At 72.5% G+C, this 24,530-nt stretch carries 19 protein-coding genes; 7 read left to right on the top strand and 12 right to left on the bottom strand.

The features are described 5' to 3' along the window. Positions 1-39 precede the first annotated feature (39 nt). Positions 40-1,206 (top strand): FUSC family protein, encoded by a 1,167-nt coding sequence (locus R2737_08595; protein MEZ5116313.1) that lies wholly within the window; start codon positions 40-42, stop codon positions 1,204-1,206. On the opposite strand, the gene R2737_08590 is transcribed toward R2737_08595, so the two are convergent. Then, complete coding sequence (locus R2737_08590) at positions 1,187-2,668, bottom strand: aldehyde dehydrogenase family protein (GenBank protein ID MEZ5116312.1); 1,482 nt, start codon at positions 2,666-2,668, stop codon at positions 1,187-1,189. The two genes, R2737_08595 and R2737_08590, sit on opposite strands and share 20 nt — an antisense overlap. A gap of 91 nt (positions 2,669-2,759) precedes the next feature. Next, a complete protein-coding gene (locus tag R2737_08585; GenBank protein MEZ5116311.1) occupies positions 2,760-4,301 on the bottom strand; it encodes a PucR family transcriptional regulator in 1,542 nt (513 codons plus the stop codon). Positions 4,302-4,456: 155 nt separating this feature from the next. Between R2737_08585 and gabT the strand changes: the two genes are divergently transcribed. Then, the gene (gene gabT, locus R2737_08580; GenBank protein MEZ5116310.1) at positions 4,457-5,806 is read left to right on the top strand and encodes a 4-aminobutyrate--2-oxoglutarate transaminase; all 1,350 of its coding nucleotides are present in this window, start codon (positions 4,457-4,459) and stop codon (positions 5,804-5,806) included. Between the two features lie 170 nt (positions 5,807-5,976). Here the strand turns inward: gabT and R2737_08575 are convergent, their stop codons facing one another. After that, positions 5,977-6,687 carry a TSUP family transporter gene (locus R2737_08575; protein MEZ5116309.1) on the bottom strand — a complete coding sequence of 237 codons (711 nt, stop codon included), beginning with the start codon at positions 6,685-6,687 and terminating at the stop codon, positions 5,977-5,979. A 76-nt stretch (positions 6,688-6,763) separates the two neighbouring features. Between R2737_08575 and R2737_08570 the strand changes: the two genes are divergently transcribed. The 3 genes from R2737_08570 to R2737_08560 are packed head-to-tail and all read left to right on the top strand — an operon-like array spanning position 6,764 to position 10,158. After that, a complete protein-coding gene (locus R2737_08570; protein ID MEZ5116308.1) occupies positions 6,764-7,498 on the top strand; it encodes a helix-turn-helix domain-containing protein in 735 nt (244 codons plus the stop codon). Further along, entirely contained in the window at positions 7,495-8,334 is an 840-nt protein-coding gene (locus R2737_08565; protein MEZ5116307.1) for an SDR family NAD(P)-dependent oxidoreductase, read from the top strand. Before R2737_08570 ends, R2737_08565 begins: the two co-directional genes overlap by 4 nt. A gap of 54 nt (positions 8,335-8,388) precedes the next feature. Continuing rightward, positions 8,389-10,158, top strand: coding sequence for a thiamine pyrophosphate-binding protein (locus tag R2737_08560; protein MEZ5116306.1), 1,770 nt, complete (start codon positions 8,389-8,391; stop codon positions 10,156-10,158). Positions 10,159-10,276: 118 nt separating this feature from the next. Here R2737_08560 and R2737_08555 read toward each other — a convergent pair whose 3' ends face one another. Then, complete coding sequence (locus tag R2737_08555) at positions 10,277-11,500, bottom strand: saccharopine dehydrogenase C-terminal domain-containing protein (protein ID MEZ5116305.1); 1,224 nt, start codon at positions 11,498-11,500, stop codon at positions 10,277-10,279. Positions 11,501-11,615: 115 nt separating this feature from the next. On the opposite strand from R2737_08555, the gene R2737_08550 reads away from it, so the two are divergent. Then, positions 11,616-12,296 carry a MarR family winged helix-turn-helix transcriptional regulator gene (locus tag R2737_08550; protein MEZ5116304.1) on the top strand — a complete coding sequence of 227 codons (681 nt, stop codon included), beginning with the start codon at positions 11,616-11,618 and terminating at the stop codon, positions 12,294-12,296. 88 nt (positions 12,297-12,384) lie between these two features. Here the strand turns inward: R2737_08550 and speB are convergent, their stop codons facing one another. The 8 genes from speB to R2737_08510 form a co-directional block, all read right to left on the bottom strand. Further along, on the bottom strand, positions 12,385-13,413 hold the full coding sequence (gene speB, locus R2737_08545) for an agmatinase (protein ID MEZ5116303.1): 1,029 nt from the start codon (positions 13,411-13,413) through the stop codon (positions 12,385-12,387). Positions 13,414-13,522: 109 nt separating this feature from the next. Further along, a complete protein-coding gene (locus R2737_08540; protein ID MEZ5116302.1) occupies positions 13,523-15,016 on the bottom strand; it encodes a CoA-acylating methylmalonate-semialdehyde dehydrogenase in 1,494 nt (497 codons plus the stop codon). 197 nt (positions 15,017-15,213) lie between these two features. After that, entirely contained in the window at positions 15,214-16,632 is a 1,419-nt protein-coding gene (locus tag R2737_08535) for an FAD-dependent oxidoreductase (protein ID MEZ5116301.1), read from the bottom strand. A gap of 11 nt (positions 16,633-16,643) precedes the next feature. After that, positions 16,644-17,525: an ABC transporter permease gene (locus R2737_08530; GenBank protein MEZ5116300.1), complete on the bottom strand. Its 882-nt coding sequence runs from the start codon at positions 17,523-17,525 to the stop codon at positions 16,644-16,646. After that, the gene (locus R2737_08525) at positions 17,525-18,373 is read right to left on the bottom strand and encodes an ABC transporter permease (protein MEZ5116299.1); all 849 of its coding nucleotides are present in this window, start codon (positions 18,371-18,373) and stop codon (positions 17,525-17,527) included. The genes R2737_08530 and R2737_08525 overlap by 1 nt, the downstream gene beginning before the upstream one ends. Before the next feature lie 57 nt (positions 18,374-18,430). After that, on the bottom strand, positions 18,431-19,636 hold the full coding sequence (locus tag R2737_08520) for an ABC transporter ATP-binding protein (protein MEZ5116298.1): 1,206 nt from the start codon (positions 19,634-19,636) through the stop codon (positions 18,431-18,433). Positions 19,637-19,708: 72 nt separating this feature from the next. Next, positions 19,709-20,941 (bottom strand): spermidine/putrescine ABC transporter substrate-binding protein, encoded by a 1,233-nt coding sequence (locus R2737_08515; protein ID MEZ5116297.1) that lies wholly within the window; start codon positions 20,939-20,941, stop codon positions 19,709-19,711. A 103-nt stretch (positions 20,942-21,044) separates the two neighbouring features. After that, entirely contained in the window at positions 21,045-22,532 is a 1,488-nt protein-coding gene (locus R2737_08510; GenBank protein ID MEZ5116296.1) for a gamma-aminobutyraldehyde dehydrogenase, read from the bottom strand. 271 nt (positions 22,533-22,803) lie between these two features. On the opposite strand from R2737_08510, the gene R2737_08505 reads away from it, so the two are divergent. Continuing rightward, entirely contained in the window at positions 22,804-24,528 is a 1,725-nt protein-coding gene (locus tag R2737_08505) for a PucR family transcriptional regulator ligand-binding domain-containing protein (protein MEZ5116295.1), read from the top strand. Positions 24,529-24,530: the final 2 nt, after the last annotated feature.

Genomic DNA, 24,530 nt, shown 5'->3' with positions numbered 1-24,530 from the left:
CCCGCGTCCCCCGGCCGCGACGGTGCCTACGCTGCCGCCATGCCCCCGCTGGACGCGTCCGCGGACCACGCCGACGACGACCGCCCGACGCGGCCGGATCCGAGCGCGGACCCCAGGCCGGCGTGGCGGCGCGCCCTGGGTTCCACCGGAGCACCGCTGCAGTGGCCCCTCGGGCTGGGCGCGGTGGTGGGCGGTGCCGCCGGGGCAGCGGCGGGCTGGCCCCTGGGGTCCACGGTGGGCACCGCGTTCGCCGCGATCGTCTCCGCGCTGGCGGGCGCGGTCGCGTTCTCCGCCCCCGCCGCAGCCGCAGCGGGCGCCGGTGTCCTCGCGGTGGTCGCCGCGACGGCGGGGACGCTGCTGGCCGGCCTGACGACGGGGCAGCCGCTGGCCGCCGCGGCGTCGATGGCCGTGGTCGCCGTCCTCACGTCCGCGGCCTTCGCGGCGGGCAAGGTCGGCCCGGTCCTGGGGTTGCTGGGCTCGATCTCCTACCTGATCGCGGCGATCGTCGGCATGCTGTTGCGCGCGGCCGAGGTACCCGCGACCGACATCGTGCTGGCCGTCCTCGCGGGTGCCGCCGCGGGCGTCGTCGTCGCCGTGGTCGTGGGCGTCCTGAGGCGTCGCCGTGCGGGGGCCGACCGCCTTCCGCGGCCCAGCGGCCCCGGGCCGTGGCGGCAGATCTGGACGTCGCTGCGGACCGTCGACGCCTACACCCGCGATGGGATCCGGCGCGCGATCGCCCTGGGCCTGGCCATGCTGCTGTTCCAGCTCGACACCGGCCGCAACGCGATGTGGATCTTCCTGGGTGCCTACATCGTGCTGCTGCCGACCGGCCGGGACCCGGTCCAGACCGCCTTCGTGCGGGTCGCCGGCACCCTCGTCGGGGTCATCGCCATCGGGCTGCTGTCCCTGGTCGTCCCCGTCGGGGCCCTGGTGGCCCTGGCCGTCGTCGCGCTGCTGGGCGCGCTGCTGTACAGCCAGCGGCAGCCGACGCTGAGCGCGGCCATGAGCGCGGCGGCCGCCGCCCTGCTCGTCGGCGCACCCACCGGCGCCGTGGCCGAGTGGGGCGGCTTCCGCCTCCTCGACACCGCCGTCGGCTGCGGACTGGCGCTGCTGGCCGGCTACCTGCTGTGGCCGAAGGACACCTTCCGGCACCCCTGGGCCCAGGCGGCGGGCGGGGACGAGGGTGTCACAGCTCCAGGCCCGTAAGGACGAGGACCCGCTCGTGCGTGAAGTCCTCCATCGCCGCCCGCAGCCCCTCCCGGCCCACGCCGGACGACTTCACTCCCCCGTACGGCATCTGGTCCGCCCGGAAGCTGGGCACGTCCCCGATGATCACGCCGCCGACCTCGAGGTCGCGGTGCGCGCGGAACGCCGTACGCAGGTCATGCGTGAACACCCCGGTCTGCAGACCGAAACGGGAGTCGTTGACCACGGCGAACGCCTCGTCCACCCCGTCGAACACCTGCACCGTCATAACCGGCCCGAACACCTCCTCGCAGGAGATGCGGACGTCGGCGGGGGCGTCCGCCAGCACGGTCGGTGCGTACGACGCGCCGTCGCGGACGCCGCCCGTGAGCAGGGTGGCGCCCGCGGCGACAGCCTCGTCGACCCAGTCCTCGACGCGGCGCGCCGCCGCCTCGGAGATCAGCGGGCCGACGACGACGTCGTCGTCCCACGGGGAGCCGGTGCGCAGCGCCTCGACCTTCTTCACCAGCTGGGGTACGAAGCGGTCGTGCACGGCTCGGTCGACCAGGACGCGCTGCACCGATACGCAGGACTGCCCGGCCTGGTAGTTGGCGAACGTCGCGATCCGCATCGCGGCCCACTCCAGGTCATCGTCGCTGGACCAGTCGGACAGCACGATCGCCGCCGCGTTGCCCCCGAGCTCGAGCGTGACGTGCTTGCGGGGTGCGGCCGCCTGGATGGCGAATCCGACTCCCTCGGAGCCGGTGAACGACACGATCGGCAGCCGCTCGTCGGCGACCAGCGCCGCGGCGGCGTCATTGCCCACCGGCAGGACCGACCACATGCCCTCGGGCAGGCCGGTCTCGGCGAGTAGCTCGCCGAGCAGTAGCGCGGACAGCGGGGTCGCGGGCGCGGGCTTGAGCACGATCGGCGCCCCGACCGCCAGCGCGGGGGCGACCTTGTGGGCGACCAGGTTGAGCGGGAAGTTGAACGGCGCGATGCCCAGCACGGGACCGTGCGGGAAGCGCCGGACCACGGCGGCGCGGCCGGCCATCGCCGCATCGGTGTCGAGGCGCTGGAGGTCACCTCCCCACCGCCGGGCCTCCTCCGCGGCCCAGCGGAACGTGGACGCGGCGCGGGCGGCCTCCGCGCGGGCCCACATCAGCGGCTTGCCGTTCTCCGCGGTGATGAGGTGCGCGACCTCGTCGGCGCGCTCGGTCAACCGCCGAGAGACGTGCGCGAGCGCATCCGCGCGGGCGGCTGCGCTGAGCGCCTGGGCAGCGTGCCGGGACCGCCAGGCGGCGGCCACGGCCTCCTCGACCTGGCCCGCGGTCGGGACCGCGTACGCCGCCACCAGCGTCCCGTCGTCGGGGTGGCGCACCTCCGCGGTGACGTCGGAGCCGGCCGGGCGCCCGGCCAGCCAGAACGGCACGGGGTCGGTCGAGGCGGATAGCGGGGTGCGGGGAGGAGCCGGAGTCGCCATGGCGGCGACGGTACGGACGACCGCGAGCGGCACACCCGTCCATCTCGGCGCTCCTCCCAGGCCTCGGCCACCGACCCGGAGGGTCCGCCGGCTACGACGGGTCCGGGCCGGTGGTACGGCCCAGGGCCACCCACAGCTCGGCGCGCACCGCGGGGTCGTCGAGCGAACGGCCCAGCAGCGCCTCGGCCCGGCGCAGCCGGTGCCGGACGGTGTGCCGGTGCACACCCAGCCGCCCCGCGGCGGCGTCGACCTGGCCGTGCTGCTCCAGCCACACCCGCAGCGTCGTGCGCAGGTCGGACCGCTCGTCGGGGGCGTCGAGCGGCTCCAGCAGGGCCCGCGCCCAGGCGTCGGTCGCCTCCGGCTCCAGCAGTGCCTCCAGGCCGCGCGACCGCAGCGCCGCGTATGGGGTCCACCCGGACCCGGAGGCCACCGACGCGGCGAGCGCCTGCGCCGCCTGGCCCGCGGCACGGGCGAGGGCGGATGCCGTCTCGCCCGGCGCCCCGGTGAGGGCCGGCGCGGGCTCGGACAGCCCGACGGCCACCCCCGCCCCCAGGTCGACGCCCTCCAGCGTGCAGTCCTCCGGCAGCAGCGCGACGACCCGCGGCTCGGCCCCGGCCGCTCGTACTGCCACCGCCGCGCCCGGGGCGGCCTCGCGCACGCGATCCTCCGCCGCGGCGGCGCCGTCGGCGCCCGGCTGGACCAGGGCGACCCGTACCCGGCCACGACGCAGCGCCCCCCAGCCCAGCGCGTCCATCGGCAGCTCGGCCGCGCGGCCGTCGAGGAGCAGGCCCACGGCGACGGACCGCAGGCCGCGGTCGGCGGCCGAACGCCCGTCGGCCCGGCCGAGCTCCAGCGACAGCAGCGAGACGGCGAGGTTCACCACGGCCTGGTCGTGCGGGCCGAGCGGACCGCCGGCGCCCACCGCCAGGAAGCCGCGGGCCCGGCCGTCGACGCCCAGGGGCTGCAGCACCAGGTACTCGTCCGCCGTGGCGACCACCGACGAGGCCAGCAGTCCGCGCGGCCGCAGCCGGGCCACCTCCTCCACCAGGTCCGCGGACCGGCGGGCCGCCTCCGGGGGTGCGGCGTGCACGACCGACGCCGCCGGGTCCAGCAGCAGGGCGAAGCCACCGAGGTGCCGGGCCAGCCGGGTCACGACCGAGGCGGCCCCGCTGCCGTCCGGGGCCAGCACGGCCCGGATCAGATCGCGCTGGGCGGTGAAGCCGCGCGCCGCCTCGTCGTACTCCTCCGCGGCCAGCTGTCGGGTCACGGCCTTGGTCACCGCGATGAACGGCGTCGGGGCGGGTACGACCACCAGGGGCAGCCCGGCACGGGCGGCGGAGGCAACCAGGTGCGGCGGCACCTCGTCGTGACTGACGCCGACGCCGAAGCCGAGCGCGGTCACGTCGGCCTGGACCAGGTGGCCGATGTACGCCGTGGCCGCGTCCGGGTCGTCGACGTAGCGCAGGCCGGTGGTGAGGACCAACTCGCCGCCCTCGAGGTAGGGGCCCGGGTCGTCCAGCTCGGACACCGCGACCCAGCGCACCGGACGGTCCAGTGCCCCCGGCGGAGGATCCCCGCGCAGGGCCAGACCGAGGTCGGGGAGTGCCACGACGTCGCGCAGCCGCAGCGGCATGGATCCTCCTCGGCGGTTGCCCCTGCCAGGGCACTGTCCGGACCGGACAAGGGTAGGCCCCCGAAAGGACGACACGGACGCGCGCGGAGGGGCGCACCGGCCTAGGCTCGGGGGCGCCCGGACCCGCGGGCTCCCCTCACCCTGAGAGCGAGACGATGAGCGAGAACCTCGTCGGCGGCCCCGACCTGCCCCAGGTACGCCGCCTGGTCACGGAGATCCCCGGTCCGAAGTCGGCCGCGCTGCTGGCCCGCCGCCAGGCCGCGGTCTCCGCCGGCGTGAGCGGGATGCTGCCCGCGTTCGTCGAGGCCGGGGGCGGCGGTGTGCTCGTCGACGTCGACGGCAACTCCTGGATCGACCTCGGGTCCGGCATCGCCGTGACCAGCGTCGGAAACGCCGCCCCGCACGTGGTGGAGAACGTGCAGAAGCAGGTCGCGGAGTTCACCCACACCTGCTTCATGGTGGCCCCGTACGAGGGCTACGTGGCCGTCTGCGAGGAGCTGAACCGGCTGACGCCCGGCGACCACGCCAAGAAGTCGGCGCTGTTCAACTCCGGCGCCGAGGCGGTCGAGAACGCCGTCAAGATCGCCCGCGCCTACACCAAGCGCCAGGCCGTCGTGGTGTTCGAGCACGGCTACCACGGCCGGACGAACCTGACGATGGCGCTGACGGCGAAGAACATGCCGTACAAGCACTCGTTCGGGCCGTTCGCCCCCGAGGTCTACCGGGTCCCGACGTCGTACCCGTTCCGCGACGGCGGCAAGGACGGCGCGCAGGTCGCCCGCGATGCGCTGCTCAAGCTGGAGAAGGAGGTCGGCCCGTCCAACGTGGCGGCCGTCATCATCGAGCCGATCCAGGGCGAGGGCGGCTTCGTCGTGCCCGCACCCGGCTTCCTGCCCGCGCTGCAGAAGTTCTGCAACGACAACGGGATCCTGTTCATCGCCGACGAGATCCAGACCGGCTTCTGCCGCACCGGCTCGTGGTTCGCGTGCGAGCACGAGGGCGTCGTCCCGGACATGATCACCACCGCGAAGGGGATCGCCGGCGGCCTGCCGCTGGCGGCCGTGACCGGCCGCGCCGAGGTGATGGACGCGGTGCACGCCGGCGGTCTCGGTGGCACGTACGGCGGCAACCCGGTCGCCTGCGCCGCGGCACTCGGGTCCATCCAGACGATGGAGGAGCAGGACCTGGCCGCGCGGGCGCGGCACATCGAGTCGGTGATGGTGCCCCGGCTGCAGGCGATCGCGGAGCGCACCGGCGTCATCGGCGAGGTCCGCGGCCGCGGCGCGATGCTGGCGGTCGAGGTCGTCAAGCCCGGCACCACCGACCCGGACCCCGACACCACCGGTGCCGTGGCCAAGGCCTGCCACGCCGAGGGCGTGCTGGTCCTGACGGCCGGCACCTACGGCAACGTGCTGCGCTTCCTGCCGCCGCTGGTGATCGGCGACGAGTTGCTGGACGAGGCGCTCACGGTGCTGGAGAAGGCCTTCGTCGCCCACGCCTCCTGACGCAAGCGCCCTCCGCCCGCCCACCCCGACCGAGGGGCACCCACCGTCCCGCTCTCGACGGAATGAGTCCGGGCGTTGCTTACAGGCCGAATTCTCGGCCCCAAGCGACGTGGGGACTCATTCCGTCGCATGGAGGGATGGGTGGGCCGGCACGGGGCCGGCGTCGAGGGCTACGAGCCGAAGCCGAGCAGGAGGGCCAAGCCGCCGACGGCGGACACGAGCAGCACGCCCGTACGCGCCCACGCCAGCGGCAGCCGGATCGCGACCAGGGTGCCGAGCACGGTGCCGACGAGGAGCCCGGCCAGCAGCTCCCACGACGGGAAGGCCCAGCCGAGGGCGGCGACCGTGATGGCGTTCTGGAACGCGAACAGCCACTGCAGCGTCGCCCTGCTCTCCGGCACCGACCACCCGGCGTTGGCGCCGTAGAGCGCGACGGGTGGGCCGCCCACACCGCCGACGACGTTCATCGCGGCGCTGGCGACCCCCGCGCCGACCACTCCCGGGATCCCGGTCAGGTGGCGCAGCCGGACTCCGCGCGCGAGCACCACGACGGCGAGCAGGATCGCCACCCCGGCGGCCGCGGCGAGCACCCGGGTCTGCACCCCCGAGAGCAGCCAGGCGAGGATCGGGGTCGCGATCGCGATCGGGGCGAGCAGCAGCCACACGTCGCGCCAGCGGGTCGAGCGTCCCTCGCGCAGCAGCGGCAGCACCGAGGCGAGCGTCGCCAGCACGCAGACGACCGAGACCCCCTCGCGCGGGCCGAGCAGGGCGATCACGAACGGGGCGCTCACCAGGGCGAACCCGATGCCCGTCACGGCCTGCGCGACGGCGCCCAACGCCACCGCCACCACCGCCAGCGCGAGCAGCGCGCTCAGGTCCATCCGCCCCATCCGCCGTCCGCGGCCCGGTCTTGCCGGCCCGCTCCCAATCAATCGAACGTATGATAGATTACGCCGCATGCCCGTCGCCCCCCGGTTGCGCAGCGTCCCCGCCGCACCGACGCGTCGTGGTCCCGGTCGCCCGCCCCGCGACGACGACGCCCCCACCAGCACCGAGCGCATCCTGGCAGCCGCCACCCGGCTGTTCGCCGAGCGCGGCTACGACGCGGTGGGGATGCGGGAGATCGCCGCCGCCGCCGACCTCACCGTGGCCACGGTCCACCACCACGTCGGCAGCAAGTCCGACCTCTACGCCGCGGTGTTCGAGCGGGTGTTCCTGGCCGAGCAGGAGGCGCTGGAGGCGGCGGCGGTCCGAGTGCGGGCCCACGCCCCGGACTCCCCGGAGTCCGCGCTGACCGGGCTGCACGACCTGCTGGACACCTACCTGGACCTGCTGGAGTCCGAGCCGGCCACCACGTACCTGTGGCTGCGTCGCTGGCTGACGCCGACGACCCACCACGACCTTGACGACGAGTTCGCCGCGCCGCTCTACCGCCTGGTCGAGGCGTACCTCACCGACGCGCACGCCCGCGGCCTGGTCGACGAGCCGACCCCTCACGTCGCTGTCCGCAGCGTGGCCTGGGCCGTGCACGGGCACGTGACCGCGCTGGCCGCCCGACCGGAGCACGCGGACGAGGAGCGCGCGGCCTTCCGCGCGTACGCCCACCGGTGGCTCAACGCCCTGTACGCCCGCCCGACAACCCTGCCGACCACGACGCCGATGACGACCACGACCCCGGGAGCCGCCCGATGACCGACGCCGACCTGACCGGCCGCCGCGCGATCGTGACCGGTGCCTCCGGCACCTTCGGCCAGGCCATCACCGCCGCGCTGAGGTCCCGCGGCGCGCGGGTGGTGGGACTGGACCTGGTCCCGTCCGAGGACCCCGACGCACCCGTGCTGGCCTGCGACGTCACCGACCAGTCCTCGGTCGAGTCCGCCTGCGCCGCCGCGGTCGAGCTCCTCGGCGGGCTCGATCTGCTGGTCAACAACGCGGGCATCGGCGGCCCAGCGCCGGCGGGCTCGGCGCCGGACGAGGTCGTCTCGCGCCAGCTCGAGATCAACCTGCTCGGCACCTGGCGCGTCACCGCCGCCCTGCTCCCCGCGCTGGTCGAGTCCCGCGGGCGGGTGGTGATGGTGGCCTCGCGGATGGCGGTCATGCCGCTGCCGCTGGCCGCCGCGTACGGCGTTTCGAAGCGCGCGATGGTGGCCTACGCCGACGCGCTGCGACTGGAGTACGCGCCGTACGTCACGGTCACGACGGTGTACCCGTCCATGGTGCGCAGCCCGATCCACGACTCGACCGCCGCGGCCGGGCTGTCCCTGGAGGGCGTGTCGCACTACGAGCCGCTGGAGGGGGTGGTCGACACGATCGTCACCGCCTGCGCCGCCCGGCGGCCTCGCCGTGACATGCCCACCTCACCGCGCGGCCGCGTCGAGTTCTTCCTCGGCCGGCACCTGCCCGCCCTCACCGACCGCATCGTGCTGAAGACCCTCGCCGGCCGGGTCGCGGCCGGCGCCTTCGACCACGCACCCATCGCCGACGGCCTGGTGCAGCGCTACCGCGCGCTGACCGGCTCCGGCCGCTGATCCCGCACCGACACATCGCCCCACCGACACCGACACACGAGGAAGCACATACCCATGGCCCAGATCTCCGGGGGCGAGCGACTCGCCCGCATGCTCGCCGCCGAGGGCGTCGAGGTCGTCTTCGGCATCATCGACGGCACCTACTTCGGCCTCTACTCGCACCTGCGCGACCACGGCATCCGCCTGGTCACCCCGCGGCACGAGACCACCGCCCTGCACATGGCCGGCGCGTACGCCCGGCTCACCGGGCGGCTCGGCGTCGCCATCGCCAGCAACGGCCCCGGCGTGGCCAACGCGCTGCCCGGTGTCGCGGTCGAGAACGGCGAGGGCAACCGCATCCTGCTGATCACGTCCTGGCGCCGGCACCAGATCGTGGGCCCGGACCGCGGCGGCACGTACCAGTACTTCGACCAGCCGGCCGTGATCCGGCCGATGGCCAAGTGGAGCGAGGCGGTGCCGTCGTTCGACCGCATCCCCGAGCTGTTCCACAAGGCGCTGCGCCGGTGCTGGGACGGTCGTCCCGGTGTCGTGCACCTGACCGTGCCCGAGGACATCATGAACGGCCAGTTCGACGAGCCGGTGCGGCCGGACGTCGAGCCCGAGCGCTACCGCCGGCTGGACGCGGTCGTCCCGGCCCCCGAGTACGTGGCCGAGGCCGCGGAGATGCTGGTCGCTGCGCAGGCGCCGATGATCCACGCCGGTTCCGGCGTGCTGCACGCCCACGCAGAGGCCGAGCTGCGTCGCGTCGCGGAGCTGCTGGGTGCCCCGGTCACCACGAGCTGGGCGGCCCGCGACGTCATCGACGAGCGGCTCGACGTGTCCGTGCCGATGGTCCACACCGAGCTGAACAACAAGGTGCGCAACGAGGCCGACGTCGTGCTGGCGCTCGGCACCCGCTTCGGCGAGACCGACTGGTGGGGCAAGGCCCCGTACTGGCGCAGAGGCTCCGAGGCCGACGGCTCCGGCCAGCGGCTGATCCAGGTCGACGTCGACGACGAGATGCTCGGGCTGAACAAGCCGGTCGACCTGCCGGTGCTGGCCGACGTGCGCGAGTTCCTCGCCGCCCTCGGTGACGTGCTGGAGAAGTCGGACCTGTCCGCGGTGCTGCCGGCCCGTCAGGAGCGCCTCGCGACGTATGCGGCCGAGAAGGCGGCCGGTCGCGCGGCGCTCGACGGGGCGCTGTCGGTCGTCGGCGACCCGATGCACTCAGCCCACGTCGCACCGGCCTGCCAGGAGGTGTTCGGCGACGACGCCGTCATGGTGGCCGACGGCGGCAACACCGCCATCTGGGGCCAGCTCTACCACGAGGTGCGGGAGCCGCACTCGCTGCTGTCGACGTACAAGTTCGGCATGCTCGGCGCCGGTGTCGCGCAGGCGCTCGGTGCGAAGGTGGCCTGCCCCGGCCGGACCGTCTACTGCATCACGGGTGACGGTGCGTTCGGCTTCCACCCGCAGGAGATCGAGACTGCGGTCCGCAACGACCTGCCGGTCATCGTGCTCGTGCTCGCGGACCGGGCGTGGGGCATGGTGAAGGTCAACCAGGAGTTTGCGCTCAACCCGGAGAAGCTGGTCGCCGAGGGCGGGCTGCCGGACGAGGAGCGGATCAACACCGACCTCGACGAGATCCGCTACGACGTGATGGCGCAGAGTATGGGGGCGTACGGCGCGCGGGTGTCGCACCCGGACGAGCTGCGGCCGGCCCTCGAGGCGGCGCTGGCCTCCGGGCGGCCCGCGGTCATCCACGTCGACGTGGACCGCACCGCGCACAAGTTCGCGCCCAGCCTGCTCACCTTCAAGGAGATGCACGCCGAGCCCGCCGGCTGAGTCGAACGGCTTGTGGTGCCGGTTGCGTGAGCTGTAGCTCACGCAACCGGCACCACACCAACGGGTTTCGCGGGTGGGGCGGATCGCGCCGCGGCCCGCCGCCACCGGCCGGACAACCTCAGCGGGCGGCGGGGGTGCGCTCCTGCAGACCCCACGGCTGGCCGTACCCGTCCTTGAGCAGGTCGAGGAACGGCACGGCGTCGAACGCCTCCGGGCCGAGCACCCCGGCACCGGACCACGCACCGGTGGCCAGCAGCTCCAGCGCGACCACCGGGTTCATCGCGGTCTGCCAGACCACGGCCTGGGTGCCGTACTCCGCCATCGTCCACTCGTTGTCGGCGACGTGGTACAGGTACACCTCGCGCGGCTGACCGTCCTTGCCGCGGCCGGTCACCCAGGTGCCGGCGCACGTCTTGCCGGTCATCTTGTCGCCGAGCGTCGCCGGGTCGGGCAGGCACGCGGCCACCACGTCGCGGGGGCTGACCTCGACCCCGCCGACCTTCACCTTCTCGGTGCGGTCCAGGCCCAGCTTGTGCAGCGTCTTGAGCACCTCGATGAACTCGTCGCCGATGCCGTACTTGAACGTCACGCGCTTGGCGTCGACCCAGCGCGGCATGAGGAGGACCTCCTCGTGCTCGACGTTCACGCACTCGACCGGGCCGATGCCCTCGGGGAAGTCGAACACCTCGGGCTCGGAGAACGGCGCGGTGGTGAACCAGTCGCGGTCCTTCTCCCAGATCACCGGCGGGTTCAGGCACTCCTCGATGGTCGTCCAGATGGAGAAGGACGGGGCGAAGTCGTAGCCGTGCACGACCAGGTTGGCGCCGTCGCGCACGCCGAGCTCGTCGATCTCACTGAAGAGGTGGTCCGCGGCGTAGCGCGCGAAGACGTCGGCCAGCCCGGGCTCGACGCCCATGCCGACCAGGGCCAGCCGGCCGGCCGACTCCCACTCCCCCGCCCTCGCGAACTGCTCGTCGCCGAGCTTCACGCCGGACAGCTCGTACGGCTGCTCGGGGTGCGGGCGCGACAGGCTCATGGCGGTGTCCAGGTAGTCGGCGCCCGCCGCGAACGCACCTTCGAAGATGGGCATGACGAAGCGCGGGTCGACCACGTTGAGCACGTGGGTGATGCCGTTCTCGCGGCAGAGCGTGGCGACGGCCTCGGCGCTGGACGCGTCGACCTGGGCGGCCGAGAAGCGCGGGTCCGCGACCCGCTCGACGACGGCGCGGGCCCGGGCCTCGTCGTAGTCGGCGACCACCACGTGCTCGAAGAAGTCGCGGCGGGCGGCGATCAGGGCGGCGGAGGTGCCGACGCCACCGGCGCCGACGATGAGGATGCGCATGACCTGGCTCTCTGTGGTTCGCGGCCCCCGCGGGTTGCGGGCACCGGCTGGTGCTCGGCACAGTAAGGCATAAGCCCCTTATATGGGATCCCTCCTCGTACGGAGGACCGCCGCCATGGCCTCGCCCGAACGCCGCTTCCACCCCGTCGACGGCATCGCGCTGCCCGCTCGCGCCCCTCGGCCACCACGCACCGGCATCCGCGCCGACCGCGCATTCACCGCGAACGTCCTGGGCACGCTCGCGCAGACCATCAGTGACCGCGTACGTCTGGGCACCGAGGCTGCGGCGCACCACGGTGCAGCCACGCCGGCGGCCCTGGTGACGCTGCTGTGGTACCCCGACCGCCCCATCACGTTCCTGGCAGCCCGGCTGCGGATCACCCACCCGGGCGCCGTCCAGCTCAGCGAACGCCTGGCGGCCGAGGGTCTGGTCGAGCGGATTCCCGGCGAGGACGGGCGCACCCGGCTGCTCGCCCTGACCGCCGTCGGCGAGCGGATGGCCCTGGCGGTGCTGGCGGCCCGCCGCGACGTCCTCACCCGGGCGGTCGACGCCCTCGACGACGACCAGGTCCGCGCCCTCGCCGACGCCGCGGACGCGATGCTGGAGGCGCTGGCGGACGACCTGCTCACCAGCGAGTACATGTGCCGCTTGTGCGACGAGCTCGCCTGCCCCGACGCACGCTGCCCGGTGGAGCAGGCCGTGCCGACACCACCGCACCGCCGCGGCACCGGCTACGGCGTCCCCGACGCCCCCGCCAGGTCCCGCGACAACCCGCCCACTACCTCGGCCGAATGAGTCCCCACGTCGCTTACCAGCCGGAAATGGCCCCCAAAGCAACGCCCCGACTCATTCCGTCGTGAAATGGCGGGCGAGGTGGGCGGGGCTACTCGCCGGGGATGCGGTCGGCCAGGAGGGGCTGGCGGGGGTCCCAGACGGTGCCGTCGCGCGCGTCCTTGCGCTTGCGGGCCAGCGCCGACAGCGCCTCCAGCACCACCCGGTTGCCGAGCAGCGCGGTGATGTCGGCGTGGTCGTACGGGGGCGACACCTCGACCACGTCCATGCCGAGGACGGGCAGCTCGTAGCAGATGCGGCGCACGGCATCGAGCAGCTGCCGCGCCGACAGCCCGCCCGGTTCCGGGGTGCCCGTCCCCGGCGCGTGCCCCGGGTCGCACACGTCGATGTCGACCGACAGGAACACCCCGTCGCACTCGTCCATCGCGATGGCGAACGCCTCGGTCAGGCACTCGTCGAGCCCGCGCGTGACGATCTCGGTCATCTCGTACGACCGCATCCTCTGCTCGGCCATCCAGGCGAGGATGTCCGGCGGCGGCCAGTACCCGCGCAGGCCGATCTGCAGGAACCGGTCGCCGCGGGCAGCACCGGACTCGATCAGCCGGCGCATGGGCTGGCCGTGGCCGATCAGCGAGCCGAACTCGATGTTGCCGGTGTCCGCGTGCGCGTCGAAGTGGATGACCGCGACCCTCCCCCAACGATCCCCGCCCCGGGCCACACCGGTCACGTCGGGCCAGGTGACGGTGTGGTCGCCGCCGAGGATCAGCGGGATCGCCCCGGAGCGCGCGACCTTCTCCACCGCAGCCTCGAGGTCCGCGCACGAGCGGGCGGCGTCGCCGCTGAACATCTCCACGTCGCCCGCGTCCAGCACGCACAGGTCCTGCAGGCCGTCAACCCGGAGCGCCAGCGAGGGGCGCGACCCGTCGTGCGCGAGATAGCAGGTCTCCCGCAATGCCTTCGGGCCGAAGCGGGCGCCGGAGCGGTACGACGTCCCGCCGTCGAACGGTGCCCCGAGGATGACCACGTCGGCGTCCGCGTAAGACTCCGGCTCGTCGAGGTCGCAGGGCTCGACGCCCAGGAAGGTGAGGTCCGGACCGAACTGAGCGCCGTAGCGTGCCATGCGCGCAGGCTAGCGCCGCGTAGGCGGCGGACGCCCGGAAGTGACGCGGCCCCCGATCCGGCGCCGCGAGGACGTCGGATCGGGGGCCGCGGATGCGGGACCGGGCGCGTCAGCTCTGGGTCGGGAAGCCCAGGTTGAGGCCGCCGTGGCTGGGGTCCAGCCAGCGCGAGGTGACGACCTTGCCGCGGGTGAAGAAGTGCACGCCCTCGGTGCCGTGCGCGTGGGTGTCGCCGAACAGGGAGTTCTTCCAGCCGCCGAAGGAGTAGTAGGCCATCGGCACCGGGATCGGCACGTTGACGCCGATCATGCCGACCTCGACCTCGTTCTGGAACCGCCGCGCGGCGCCGCCGTCGTTGGTGAAGATCGCGGTGCCGTTGCCGTAGGGGTGGTCGTTGATCAGCTGGACGCCGGCCTCGTACGAGGGCACCCGGACCACCGACAGCACCGGGCCGAAGATCTCGTCGGAGTAGATCGTCATGTCGGTCGTCACGTGGTCGAACAGCGTCGGTCCGAGCCAGTAGCCGCCCGGCTCACCGTCGACCTGCGGGTCACGGCCGTCGACGACCAGCGACGCCCCGGCGGCCTCGCCGGCGTCGACGTAGGAGGCGACCTTGTCCCGGTGCACCTTGGTGACCAGCGGGCCCATGTCGCAGCCGCGGCGACCGTCGCCGGTCTTCAGCTCGGGCATCCGCTGCGCGATCTTCGCGACCAGCTCGTCGCCGATCGGGTCCACGGCGAGCACGACCGAGATGGCCATGCACCGCTCGCCCGCCGAGCCGTACCCGGCGTTGACCGCCTGGTCCGCGGCCAGGTCCAGGTCCGCATCCGGCAGCACCAGCATGTGGTTCTTCGCCCCGCCCAGCGCCTGCACCCGCTTGCCGTTCTTCGTGCCGGTCTCGTAGACGTACTGCGCGATCGGGGTGGAGCCGACGAACGAGACGCTCTTGACGTCGCGGTGCTCCAGCAGCCGATCGACGGCGACCTTGTCCCCGTGCACCACGTTGAACACGCCGGCGGGCAGGCCGGCCTCGGCCCACAGCTCGGCGATGAAGTTCGCCGCCGACGGGTCCTTCTCGCTCGGCTTGAGCACCACCGTGTTGCCCGTCGCGATCGCGATCGGGAAGAACCACATCGGCACCATCGCCGGGAAGTTGAACGGCGAGATGATCCCCACCACGCCCAGCGGCTGCCGGATCGAGTAGACGTCCACGCCGGAGGACACGCCCTCGGAGAAGCCGCCCTTGAGCAGGTGCGGGATGCCGCACGCGAACTCGACGACCTCCAGGCCGCGGGTGACCTCGCCCAGGGCGTCCGACAGCACCTTGCCGTGCTGCGAGGTGATGATCGCGGCCAGCTCCTCCTTGCGGGAGTTGAGCAGCTCGCGGAACGCGAACAGCACCTGCGAGCGCTTGGTCAGGGACGTGTCGCGCCAGCCAGGGAACGCCGCCTTGGCCGCCGCTACCGCCTCGTCCATCACGCTGACGGTGGCGAAGTCGACGCGGGCGGTGAGCTCACCGGTCGCCGGGTCGAAGACCTCCCCCTGGCGCTCCGCCACTCCCCCGAAGGGCTTGCCGTCGATCCAGTGCGTGATGTGCGCGGTCATGCCGGGACCTCTCGTCCGTGGGAGTTGCCGGGTCGCCCACGGGCGACCCGGTCGGCTGGTCGGGTCTTCTGCTCGGGTACCAGTCTCCGAACCCCGCCCGGAACCGTCCACCCGCACAGTGACGGGTCGGTCGCCCGCAGCCTTACACCTCGCAAGGCTTCCGGAGCACACGTCGAGCGCCGCAGGCGACGGGTCCCTCAGGAGTCGAAGCCGAGACCGAGCCGGTCCAGGGTGCGCAGCCACAGGTCCCGGTGGCCCTCCCGCCGGTCCGCCTTGTCCAGCGACCGGCGGGTGATGCCGATGCCGATCGAGCGCACCGGCTCCGGCGGGAACGGCAGCGGCTTGTCCCGGACCATCTCCAGGGCGGTCCGCTGCGTGGCGCGGCCGGCCAGCAGGTCCAGCACCACCTGCGCCCCGAAGCGCGAGGCACCCACGCCCAGGCCGGTGTAGCCGATCACATAGGCGGTCTTCCCGCGGTGCGCCCGGCCCCAGAAGGCGCTGAATCGCGAGCAGGTGTCGATGGCGCCGCCCCAGCCATGGGTGAAGCGGACGCCCTCCAGCTGCGGGAACGTCTCGACGAAGTGCTCCGCGAGCCGGCCGAACGACTCGGGGTCGGTCTCCATCCGCGGGTCGAAGCCGTTGTTCCAGTGGTAGATGGCGTCGTAGCCACCCCACAGGATCCGGCCGTCCTCGGTGGTCCGGTAGTAGTGGAACTGGTTGCCGGAGTCGCCGACCCCCTGCCGCCCGGACCAGCCGATGGAGTCGCGCTGCTCGGCGGTGAGCGGCTCGGTCACCAGCACGTAGTCCCACACCGGGACCACATAGTGCGACAGTCGGCGCAGTAGGGGCGGGAATGCGTTGGTGGCCAAGGCAACCCGGGCCGCGCGCACCGATCCGTACGGCGTCGTCGCGCGCACCGCGGCGCCCTCGTCGGACAGACCCGTCACGGGGGTGCGCTCGTACAGCCGCACGCCGAGGGCGAGGCAGGCGTCGCGCAGACCCCAGGCCAGCCGGGCCGGGTCCACCATCGCCACGCCCTCGCGGTCGTAGACCGCGCCGAGGTAGGTGGGCGAGTCGACCAGTGCGCGGACCTGGTCGCGGTCCAGCCACTCCAGCTTCTCGCCGTACGGGGCGGCCTCGTCCGGCACGCCGCGCAGGTGCTCGACCTGGTACGGCTCGGTCGCGACGTCGATCTCCCCGGAGCGACGGAAGTCGCAGTCGATGCCCAGCCGGGTGACCGTCTCCTCGAGGGCGTCGAGGTTCGCGTGCCCCATCGCGACCAGGGTCCGCATGTCCCCCGGCCACCGGTCGACGCCGTTGTGGAACCCGTGCGTCAGCGAGGAGGCGACGAACCCGCCGTTGCGCCCCGTGGCGCCGTCAGCGACCCGACCGCCCTCGACCAGCACGACGTCGAGGCCGGGGTCGGCCTCCTTTGCCAGCAGCGCGGTCCACAGCCCGGTGAACCCGGCGCCGACGACGAGGAGGTCGGCGTCGGTGGGGCCGACCAGGGCAGCCCGCGCGTCAGGGCGGGACGGGTTGTCCAGCCAGAACGGGACATGCGTCAGGTCGGCGAGCGCGGCCAGCGTCTGCGGTCGCGGGTGTCGGGCGAACGGCACGGATATCAGGCCTAGACGGCCGCCTCCAGCTTCTTGCGCCGGCGGTGGTTCAGGTACTGCCCGCCGAGCACGATGACCAGCGCGATGGCGAACACCAGCGTGGCCAGGGCGTTGACCTGCACCGGGATGCCGCGCTGCGCCGCACCCCAGATGTAGATCGGGAACGTGACCAGGGTGCCCGCGTTGAAGAACGAGATGATGAAGTCGTCGAACGACAGCGAGAAGCCGAGCAGCGCGGCACCCATGATGCCGGGCAGCACCAGCGGGAAGGTCACGTAGCGGAACGTCTCACGCGGGCTGGCGTACAGGTCCTGGGCGGCCTGCTCCAGCCGCGGGTCCAGACCTTGCAGCCGCGCCTTCACGGTCACGACGATGAAGCTGATCGTGAACATGATGTGCGCGATCGTCACCGTCCAGAACCCCAGCGGCAACTTCAGGTTGAGGAACAGCGCCAGCAGGCTGGCACCCATGACGACCTCGGGGGTCGCCATCGGCAGGAAGATCAGCAGGTTGGTCGCCTCGCGGCCGCGGAAGCGGTGCCGCACCAGCGCGAACGAGATCATCGTGCCGAGGACCGTCGCGACGGCGGTCGCGATCAGACCGATCTCGATGCTGGTCACGAACGACGAGCACACGCCGGGTACGCCGCAGATGTTCTTCCAGGCGTCGAGGGAGAACTCGTTCCACGCGGTGTTGTACTTGCCGGCCGGCTTGTTGAAGCTCAGCACCGCGACCACGGCGATCGGGATGAACAGGTAGACCAACACCAGGACCGCGATGATCCCGATGACGTGCTCGCGCCACCAGCGCAGCGCGCGGTAGCCGAGCGACGGCTTGGGCGGGACCGCGGAGCGGTCCGCGGCGGAGGCAGTGGTTGCGGTCGCGGTCGACATCAGACCAGGTCCTCCGTTCCGGCCCGGCGGATGTAGACGAAGACGAGCACCAGGATGATCGCCATCAGGATGAACGACAGCGCGCTGGCCATCGGGTAGTCGCGGAACTGGATGAAGTTGATCTGGATCGCGTTGCCGATCATCCGGTCCTTCACCGAGCCCAGCAGGGTGGCGTTGATGTAGTCGCCGGACGCCGGGATGAACGTGAGCAGGGTTCCGGCGACCACGCCGGGCAGCGAGAGCGGCCAGGTGATCTTGCGGAACACCGTGAACGGCGAGCCGTACAGATCGCTGCCGGCCTCGATCAGGCGCGGGTCGATCTTCTCCAGCGCTGCGTACAGCGGCAGGATCATGAACGGCAGGAAGTTGTACGTCAGACCGGCGATGACCGCCAGCGGCGTGTTGAGGATCCGCCCCTCGGGCAGCAGGTGCAGGGCGTTGAAGAGGGACGTGATGAAGCCCTCGTCGGCCAGGATCGTTCGCCAGGCATAGGTACGCAGCAGGAACGACGCGAAGAACGGGGCGACGACGAGCACCAGCATGAGCGCCCGCCACTTGCCGGCCCGGAAGGCGATGAAGTACGCGAGCGGGTAGGCGATCACGAGCGCGAGCACCGTCGCGATCCCGGCGAAGATGAACGACCGGACGAACTGGGGCCAGTACTCCGTGATGGCGTCTGCGTAGTTGGAGATCTGGAAGGCCGGCTTGTACTTGCCCGATCCGCCGGCGGGGGCCTGCAGGCTCGTCATGAACAGCGAGATCAGCGGGACCACGAAGAAGACGGCGAGCCAGGCGATGCCGGGCAGCAGGAGCAGGTAGCCGGTCCGCTTCCTCGCGGTGCCGGACACCTGGGAAGGGGGCGCCGCAGGCCCGCCTCCCGCGGTGGGGACGACGGCGGGCACCGGTCAGCCCCCCACGGATGCGTCGCCGGACTGGGCTGCCAGCTTCCGGTCGAAGTTGACCGCCTGGACGAACTCCTCGTCCAGGCCGGCATCCCGGCCGGAGGCCGCGTCGAGGCCGAAGGAGTGCCGCGGCGACCAGTGCGCGATGACGGAGTCACCCGTGCGCACCCGGTCGCCCACGGCCAGGTTCTGCTCGAACACCATCAGCTCCTGGCCCCACGGGGTCGCCACCAGGTATTGGGTGGACATGCCGGTGAACGAGGCATCCGTGACCCGCCCGGAGATCCGGTTGTGGTGCTCGGGGACCGCGTCGGCGTTGGCGGCGGGGACGATCGTCAGCTTCTCCGGGCGGACGCCCACGATGGCGGTGCCGGGGGTGGCGAACCAGCGCTCCTTGGGCACCCCGAAGGTCATGCCGTGCGCCTCGATGTACTCGTTCTCGGCGTCGCTGGAGGCCGTCTTGCCCTCGATCAGGTTGGACTGGCCGAGGAAGTTCGCCACGAAGACCGTACGGGGCAGCTCGTAGATGTCCGTGGGGGCACCCATCTGCTCGATCTTGCCCTTGTTCATGACCGCGACCGTGTCGGCCATGGTCATGGCCTCCTCCTGGTCGTGGGTCACGTGCACGAAGGTGGTGCCGACCTCGACCTGGATCCGCTTGAGCTCGATCTGCATCTGACGGCGCAGCTTCAGGTCGAGGGCACCGAGCGGCTCGTCCAGCAGCAGCACGTCGGGGTGGTTGATCAGCGCGCGAGCGACCGCCACGCGCTGCTGCTGGCCGCCGGACAGCTGGGTCGGCTTGCGCCGCGCCATCGGCCCGAGCTCGACCAGTTCCAGCATCTCGTTGACCTGCGAGTCGACGTCCTTGATGCCGCGGCGACGCAGGCCGAAGGCGACGTTCTCGAAGATGTCGAGGTGCGGGAACAGAGCGTAGGACTGGAAGACGGTGTTGACCGGGCGCTGGAACGCGCGCAGGGTCGTCACGTCCTGCTCGCCGATCAGCACCCGGCCCTCGGTCGGGTCCTCCAGTCCGGCGACCATCCGCAGGGTCGTCGTCTTGCCGCAGCCCGAGGGGCCGAGCAAGGCGAAGAACGATCCGGCGGGGATCGTGAGCGACAGGTCGTCGACGGCGGCCATGTCGCCGTAGCGCTTGGTCAGGTGGACCAAGTGCAGGTCCTCGACCTGGCCGCTCTTGTCCTGCTGGGCCACGGGCGTGTCCTCTCGCGCTGCTGGGGGATCGCACGATAGCGGGCCGCGCCTCGGCGCGGCCCGCTATCGCGATCAGTTGCCGATCGCGGCCTGGAACTGCCGCTCGTAGGCCTCGTTCTGCTCCGGGGTCAGCTCCATGAAGACGTAGCCCTTGTTCAGCTGCTCCTCGGTGGGGAAGATCCACGGGTTGTCGACCAGCTCGGGGTCGACCTTCTCCATCGCCTGCTGCGCGCCCTCGACGGGGCAGATGTACTGAACGTAGGCGGCGACCTGGGCCGCGACCTCGGGGTCGTAGTAGTAGTTCATGACGGTCTCAGCGTTCTTCTTGTGCGCCGCCATGGCCGGGATCAGCATGTTGTCGGTCCACAGCGTGCCGCCGGTCTCCGGCAGGGAGAAGCCATAGCCGTCGCCGAGGGCGAAGATGTCGCCGGACCAGCCGATGACCGCGATCACGTCGCCGTTCTCGAGAGCCGCGATGTAGTCGTTGCCGGTGACCTGGCGGATCTGGCCGCTGTCGACCTGCTTGGTGAGCTCGTCGATGGCCTGGTTGAACTGGTCCTCGGTGAAGTTCGACGGGTCGTTGCCCTGGGAGGCGATCATGACGCCCATCGTGTCGCGCATCTCGGACAGCACGGTGACGCGGCCGGCCAGGCGCGGGTCGAACAGCTGCTCGACCGTGGTGATCGAGTCGGAGCCGGTGGCCTGCTGGAGCAGCTCGACGTTGTAGCCGAGGCCACCGAAGCCGGACTGCCACGGCAGCGTGTAGTCGCGGTTGGGGTCGAAGGACACGCTCTGCAGCCGCGGGATGATGTTGCCGGAGTTCGGGATGTTGGCCTTGTCCAGCATCTGGGCGAAGCCGTTCTGGATCCACAGGGCGGCCATCCAGTCGGTGAGGACGACCAGGTCGCGGTCGATGGCCTGCCCGGCCTCGAGCTGCGAGCGGACCTTGGCGTAGAACTCGTTGTTGTCGTTGATGTCCTCGTTGTAGGTGACCTTGATCCCGGTCTCCTCCTCGAAGGCCTTCAGCGTGGGCCGCTCACCGGTGTCGTCGTTGACGTCGATGTACAGCGGCCAGTTCGACCACGCGAGCACCTTCTCGGTGTCGGACAGGTCCGGCTGGGTCGCCGCGGAGGGCGCGCCCGACGAGTCGCCGCCCGCGTCGTCCCCCCCGGTACCGCCGCAGGCGGCGGCCAGCATGGCCGCGCTGCTCAGGCCCGCGGCCTGCAGGACGCGCCGGCGCGACACCTGTCCACGCATGCGCGCGACCAGCGACGCGGTCATCGGGTCGATCGGGCGGTTCGCCATGGTTGGTGCGTCCTCTCGTTCTGGGTCAGGGCGGTGCTGCCGTGGGGCGATCATGCACCCCGGGGACCGCACCGGGAGCGACCCGATGCGGAACGGTGACCTGTCAGCGGTCTCCGAAGATCGTCCGGTGCCAGTCCTTGCGGGCCTCTCCGGTGATGTCCTGCGACACGTGCTTGACCTGGGTGTACTCCTCCAGCGAGTAGCGGGACATGTCCTTGCCGAAGCCGGACTGCTTGTAGCCCCCGTGGGGCATCTCGCTGATGATCGGGATGTGGTCGTTGATCCACACGCAGCCCGCCGCGATCTCCCGCTGCGCACGTAGCGAGCGGAACACGTCCCGGGTCCAGGCGCTGGCCGCCAGGCCGTAGACGCTGTCGTTCGCCAGCTCGAGCCCCTGGTCGTCGGAGTCGAAGGGCAGCGCGACCAGCACCGGGCCGAAGATCTCCTCGCGGGCGATCTCGGAGTCCTGCGTCACGTCCACGACCAGGGTGGGGGCGTAGAAGGAACCGGCCGCCAGCTCTCCCCCGGGGACCTCACCGCCGACCATGACCTTGGCCCCGTAGCCGCGGGCACGGTCGACGAACCCGGCGACGCTCTCCTGCTGCCGACGGGAGATCAGCGGGCCCTGGTCGGTGGTCGGGTCGGTCGGGTCCCCCATCCGGACCGTGGCCATCAGGTCGGCGACGCCCTGGACGAACGCGTCGTAGAGGGGCCGCTGCACGTAGGCCCGGGTCGCGGCCGTGCAGTCCTGGCCGGTGTTGATCAGCGCACCGGCGACGGCACCGTGCACCGCGGCCTCGAGGTCCGCGTCGTCGAAGACGACGAAGGGGGCCTTGCCGCCGAGCTCGAGGTGGACCCGCTTGATCGTCCCGGTCGCCAGCTCCATGACCCGGCGGCCGACGCCGGTCGAGCCGGTGAACGAGACCATCCGGACGGTCGGGTGCGAGATCAGGGCCTCGCCCGCCACCCGACCGGCCCCCACCAGCACGTTGACGACGCCGTCCGGGATCCCGGCAGCGACACAGTCCTCGGCCAGCATGAGGGAGGTGAGCGGGGTCAGCTCGGCGGGCTTGAGGACGATGGTGTTGCCCGCGGCGATGGCCGGCAGGACCTTCCACATCGCCATCTGCAGCGGGTAGTTCCACGGCGCGATCGAGCCGACGACCCCGACCGGCTCGCGCCGGATGGACGAGGTGTGCGCGCCGTCGTACTCGCCGCTGGCCAGGCCCTCGAGCATCCGGGCGGCGCCGGCGAAGAAGGACACGTTGTCGATGGACCCCGGGACGTCGAACTCCCGGGTGAGCTTGATCGGCTTGCCGGTCTGCGCGGTCTCGGCCTGCGCGTAGTCCTCCGCGCGCTCCTCCAGCCGAGCCGCCAGGCGGTTCAGGGCCGCGGCGCGCTCGCCCGGGGTGGCACCGGCCCAGCCGGGCAGCGCGGCGGCCGCGGCGGAGACGGCCGCCTCGACGTCCTGCGGTCCGGCCAGCTCCAGGGTGTCCAGCACCGCGCCGGTGGCGGGGTTGATGAGGTCGTGCTCGACGCCGGAGGTCCCCGGCCGCAGCCGGCCCCCGATGAACTGATGGCCCTCGCCCACGCTTCCTCCCAGACTCGGTGGCGGGGCACGGGGACCCACCGCCGGCGGTGTGACGGCCGATACTCACATGCGCGTACGATGATTGACAAGCGAATCCGTCGATTGCAGGCGCATTTTCTGCGGATTGCGACAGTTCTGTGACCGTCGGGGCGAGGAATCACGCGCGGACCACGTCGATCCATCCCGGCGAGTAGGCCTGGGTTCGAACACCCTGCTGGCGAGGACGCGGTCCGGTTTACGACCTGTCGGCGGTGCCGGTACGGTCGCCGCCGTGACCGAGTCGACGTCGGCGACCGCGGGTGCGGCGGCGATCCCCCCGCCGTCGATGCCGACCGTGGGCGACGTGCTCGCGCTGGACCCGCTGCGGGAGGGCCGTCCGCGAGTGGTCGCCGGTGCCGCCGGCCTGGACCGCCCGGTCCGGTGGACGCACGTCAGCGAGGTCCTGGACGTCGCCCGGCTGCTGTCCGGCGACGAGCTGCTCTTCACCACCGGGATCGCGTTGCCGGATGACGAGGACGCGCTGGTGCGCTGGGTCGACGAGCTGGCCGACGTCGGGGCCTCGGGCGTGTGCGTGGAGCTCGGCCGGCGCTACGACCGGCTGCCCCGGGCGATGGTCCGCACCGCCGAGCGGCGCGGCCTGCCGCTGGTGGAGTTGCAGCAGGAGTGCCGCTTCGTCGCGGTCACCGAGCAGGTGCACGCCCGGATCGTGGACGCCCAGCTGGCCCTGCTGCGGGCCAGCGAGGAGCTGCACCAGACCTTCACCGAGCTGTCGGTCGAGGGCGCCAGCCCGGCCGAGATCGTGCGGCAGACGGCCCGGATCGCAGGGCGGCCGGTCGTGCTGGAGAACCTCGCGCACCAAGTGCTGGCGTACGAGGCGGTGACGATGTCCCCGGAGGACCTGCTGGTCGGCTGGGAGGCCCGCTCCCGGGCCGTGCGGCCCGAGGGCCGCACCGGGCGCGACCCGCGCACGGGCTGGGTCGTCACCACGGTCGGGGCCCGAGGCCACGACTGGGGCCGGCTGGTCCTGCTGGCGGACGGCCCGCCGTCCAGCCGCGAGGTGATGCTGGTCGAGCGCAGTGCCGCGACGCTCGCCCTCAACCGGCTTGTGGAGCGGGACCGCGAGTCGTTGGAACGGCAGGGACACCGGACCCTGCTGGACGGGATCCTCACCCATTCGGTGCCGTCGTCGGACACCGCGCTGCGAGCCCGCGCCCTCGGGGTGCCGCTGGAGGGGCGCACGCTGGTCGCGGTCGTCGTCCGCCTCACCGAGGTTCCCGGCGAGGCGACGCTGGAGTCGCAGTCGCGGCTGCGCGACTTCGCCGAGCTGGTCGCTGCGGCCACCCGCGAGGCCAGCGCCACCGCGCTCGTCGGTGCGGTGGACGACTCGGCGGTCGGGGTCCTGCTGTCGCTGGCCCGCCCGCAGGACGTGGACCTGGTGCTGGACCGGCTGTCCACGGCGCTCGAGCGACGCGGGAGAGCGGCCGACGTCGCGCCGTTCGTGATGGCGGTCGGCTCGCCCGTCGACAGCGTGCGCGACGCCCGGCGGTCGTTCCAGGAGGCCGCCCAGGTGGCGGACGCCGCCGCGTACGAGCCGGGCCGGCCCTACTACCGGCTGCCCGACGTCCGCCTGCGCGGGCTGCTGCACCTGCTGCGCGACGACGAGCGGGTGCAGACGTACGTCGAGCGCGAGCTCGGCCCGCTGCTCGCGTACGACTCGCGGCACGGCACGGACCTGGTGGGGCTGCTGCGGACCTACCTCGACCACGGCCGCAACAAGTCCGCCGGGGCGGATGCCGCGCACCTGTCCCGCCCGTCGTTCTACGAGCGGCTGCACAAGGTGGAGCGGATCCTGTCGGTCGACCTCGACTCGGTGGAGTCCTGCCTGTCGCTGCACGTCGCCCTGCTCGCGCTGGACGCGCTGCGACGTCCGCCGCTCAGCGCCGGGGAGTCCCGCGCCGCTCGGCGGGCAGACCCGGGTTCCCGGCCAAGGGCCTGAGC

This window comes from Candidatus Nanopelagicales bacterium (assembly GCA_041393815.1).
GTDB lineage: Bacteria > Actinomycetota > Actinomycetes > S36-B12 > JAWKJK01 > JAWKJK01.
The sequence above is the reverse complement of the archived record's forward strand: the minus strand, read 5'-3'. Positions and strand labels throughout refer to the sequence as shown.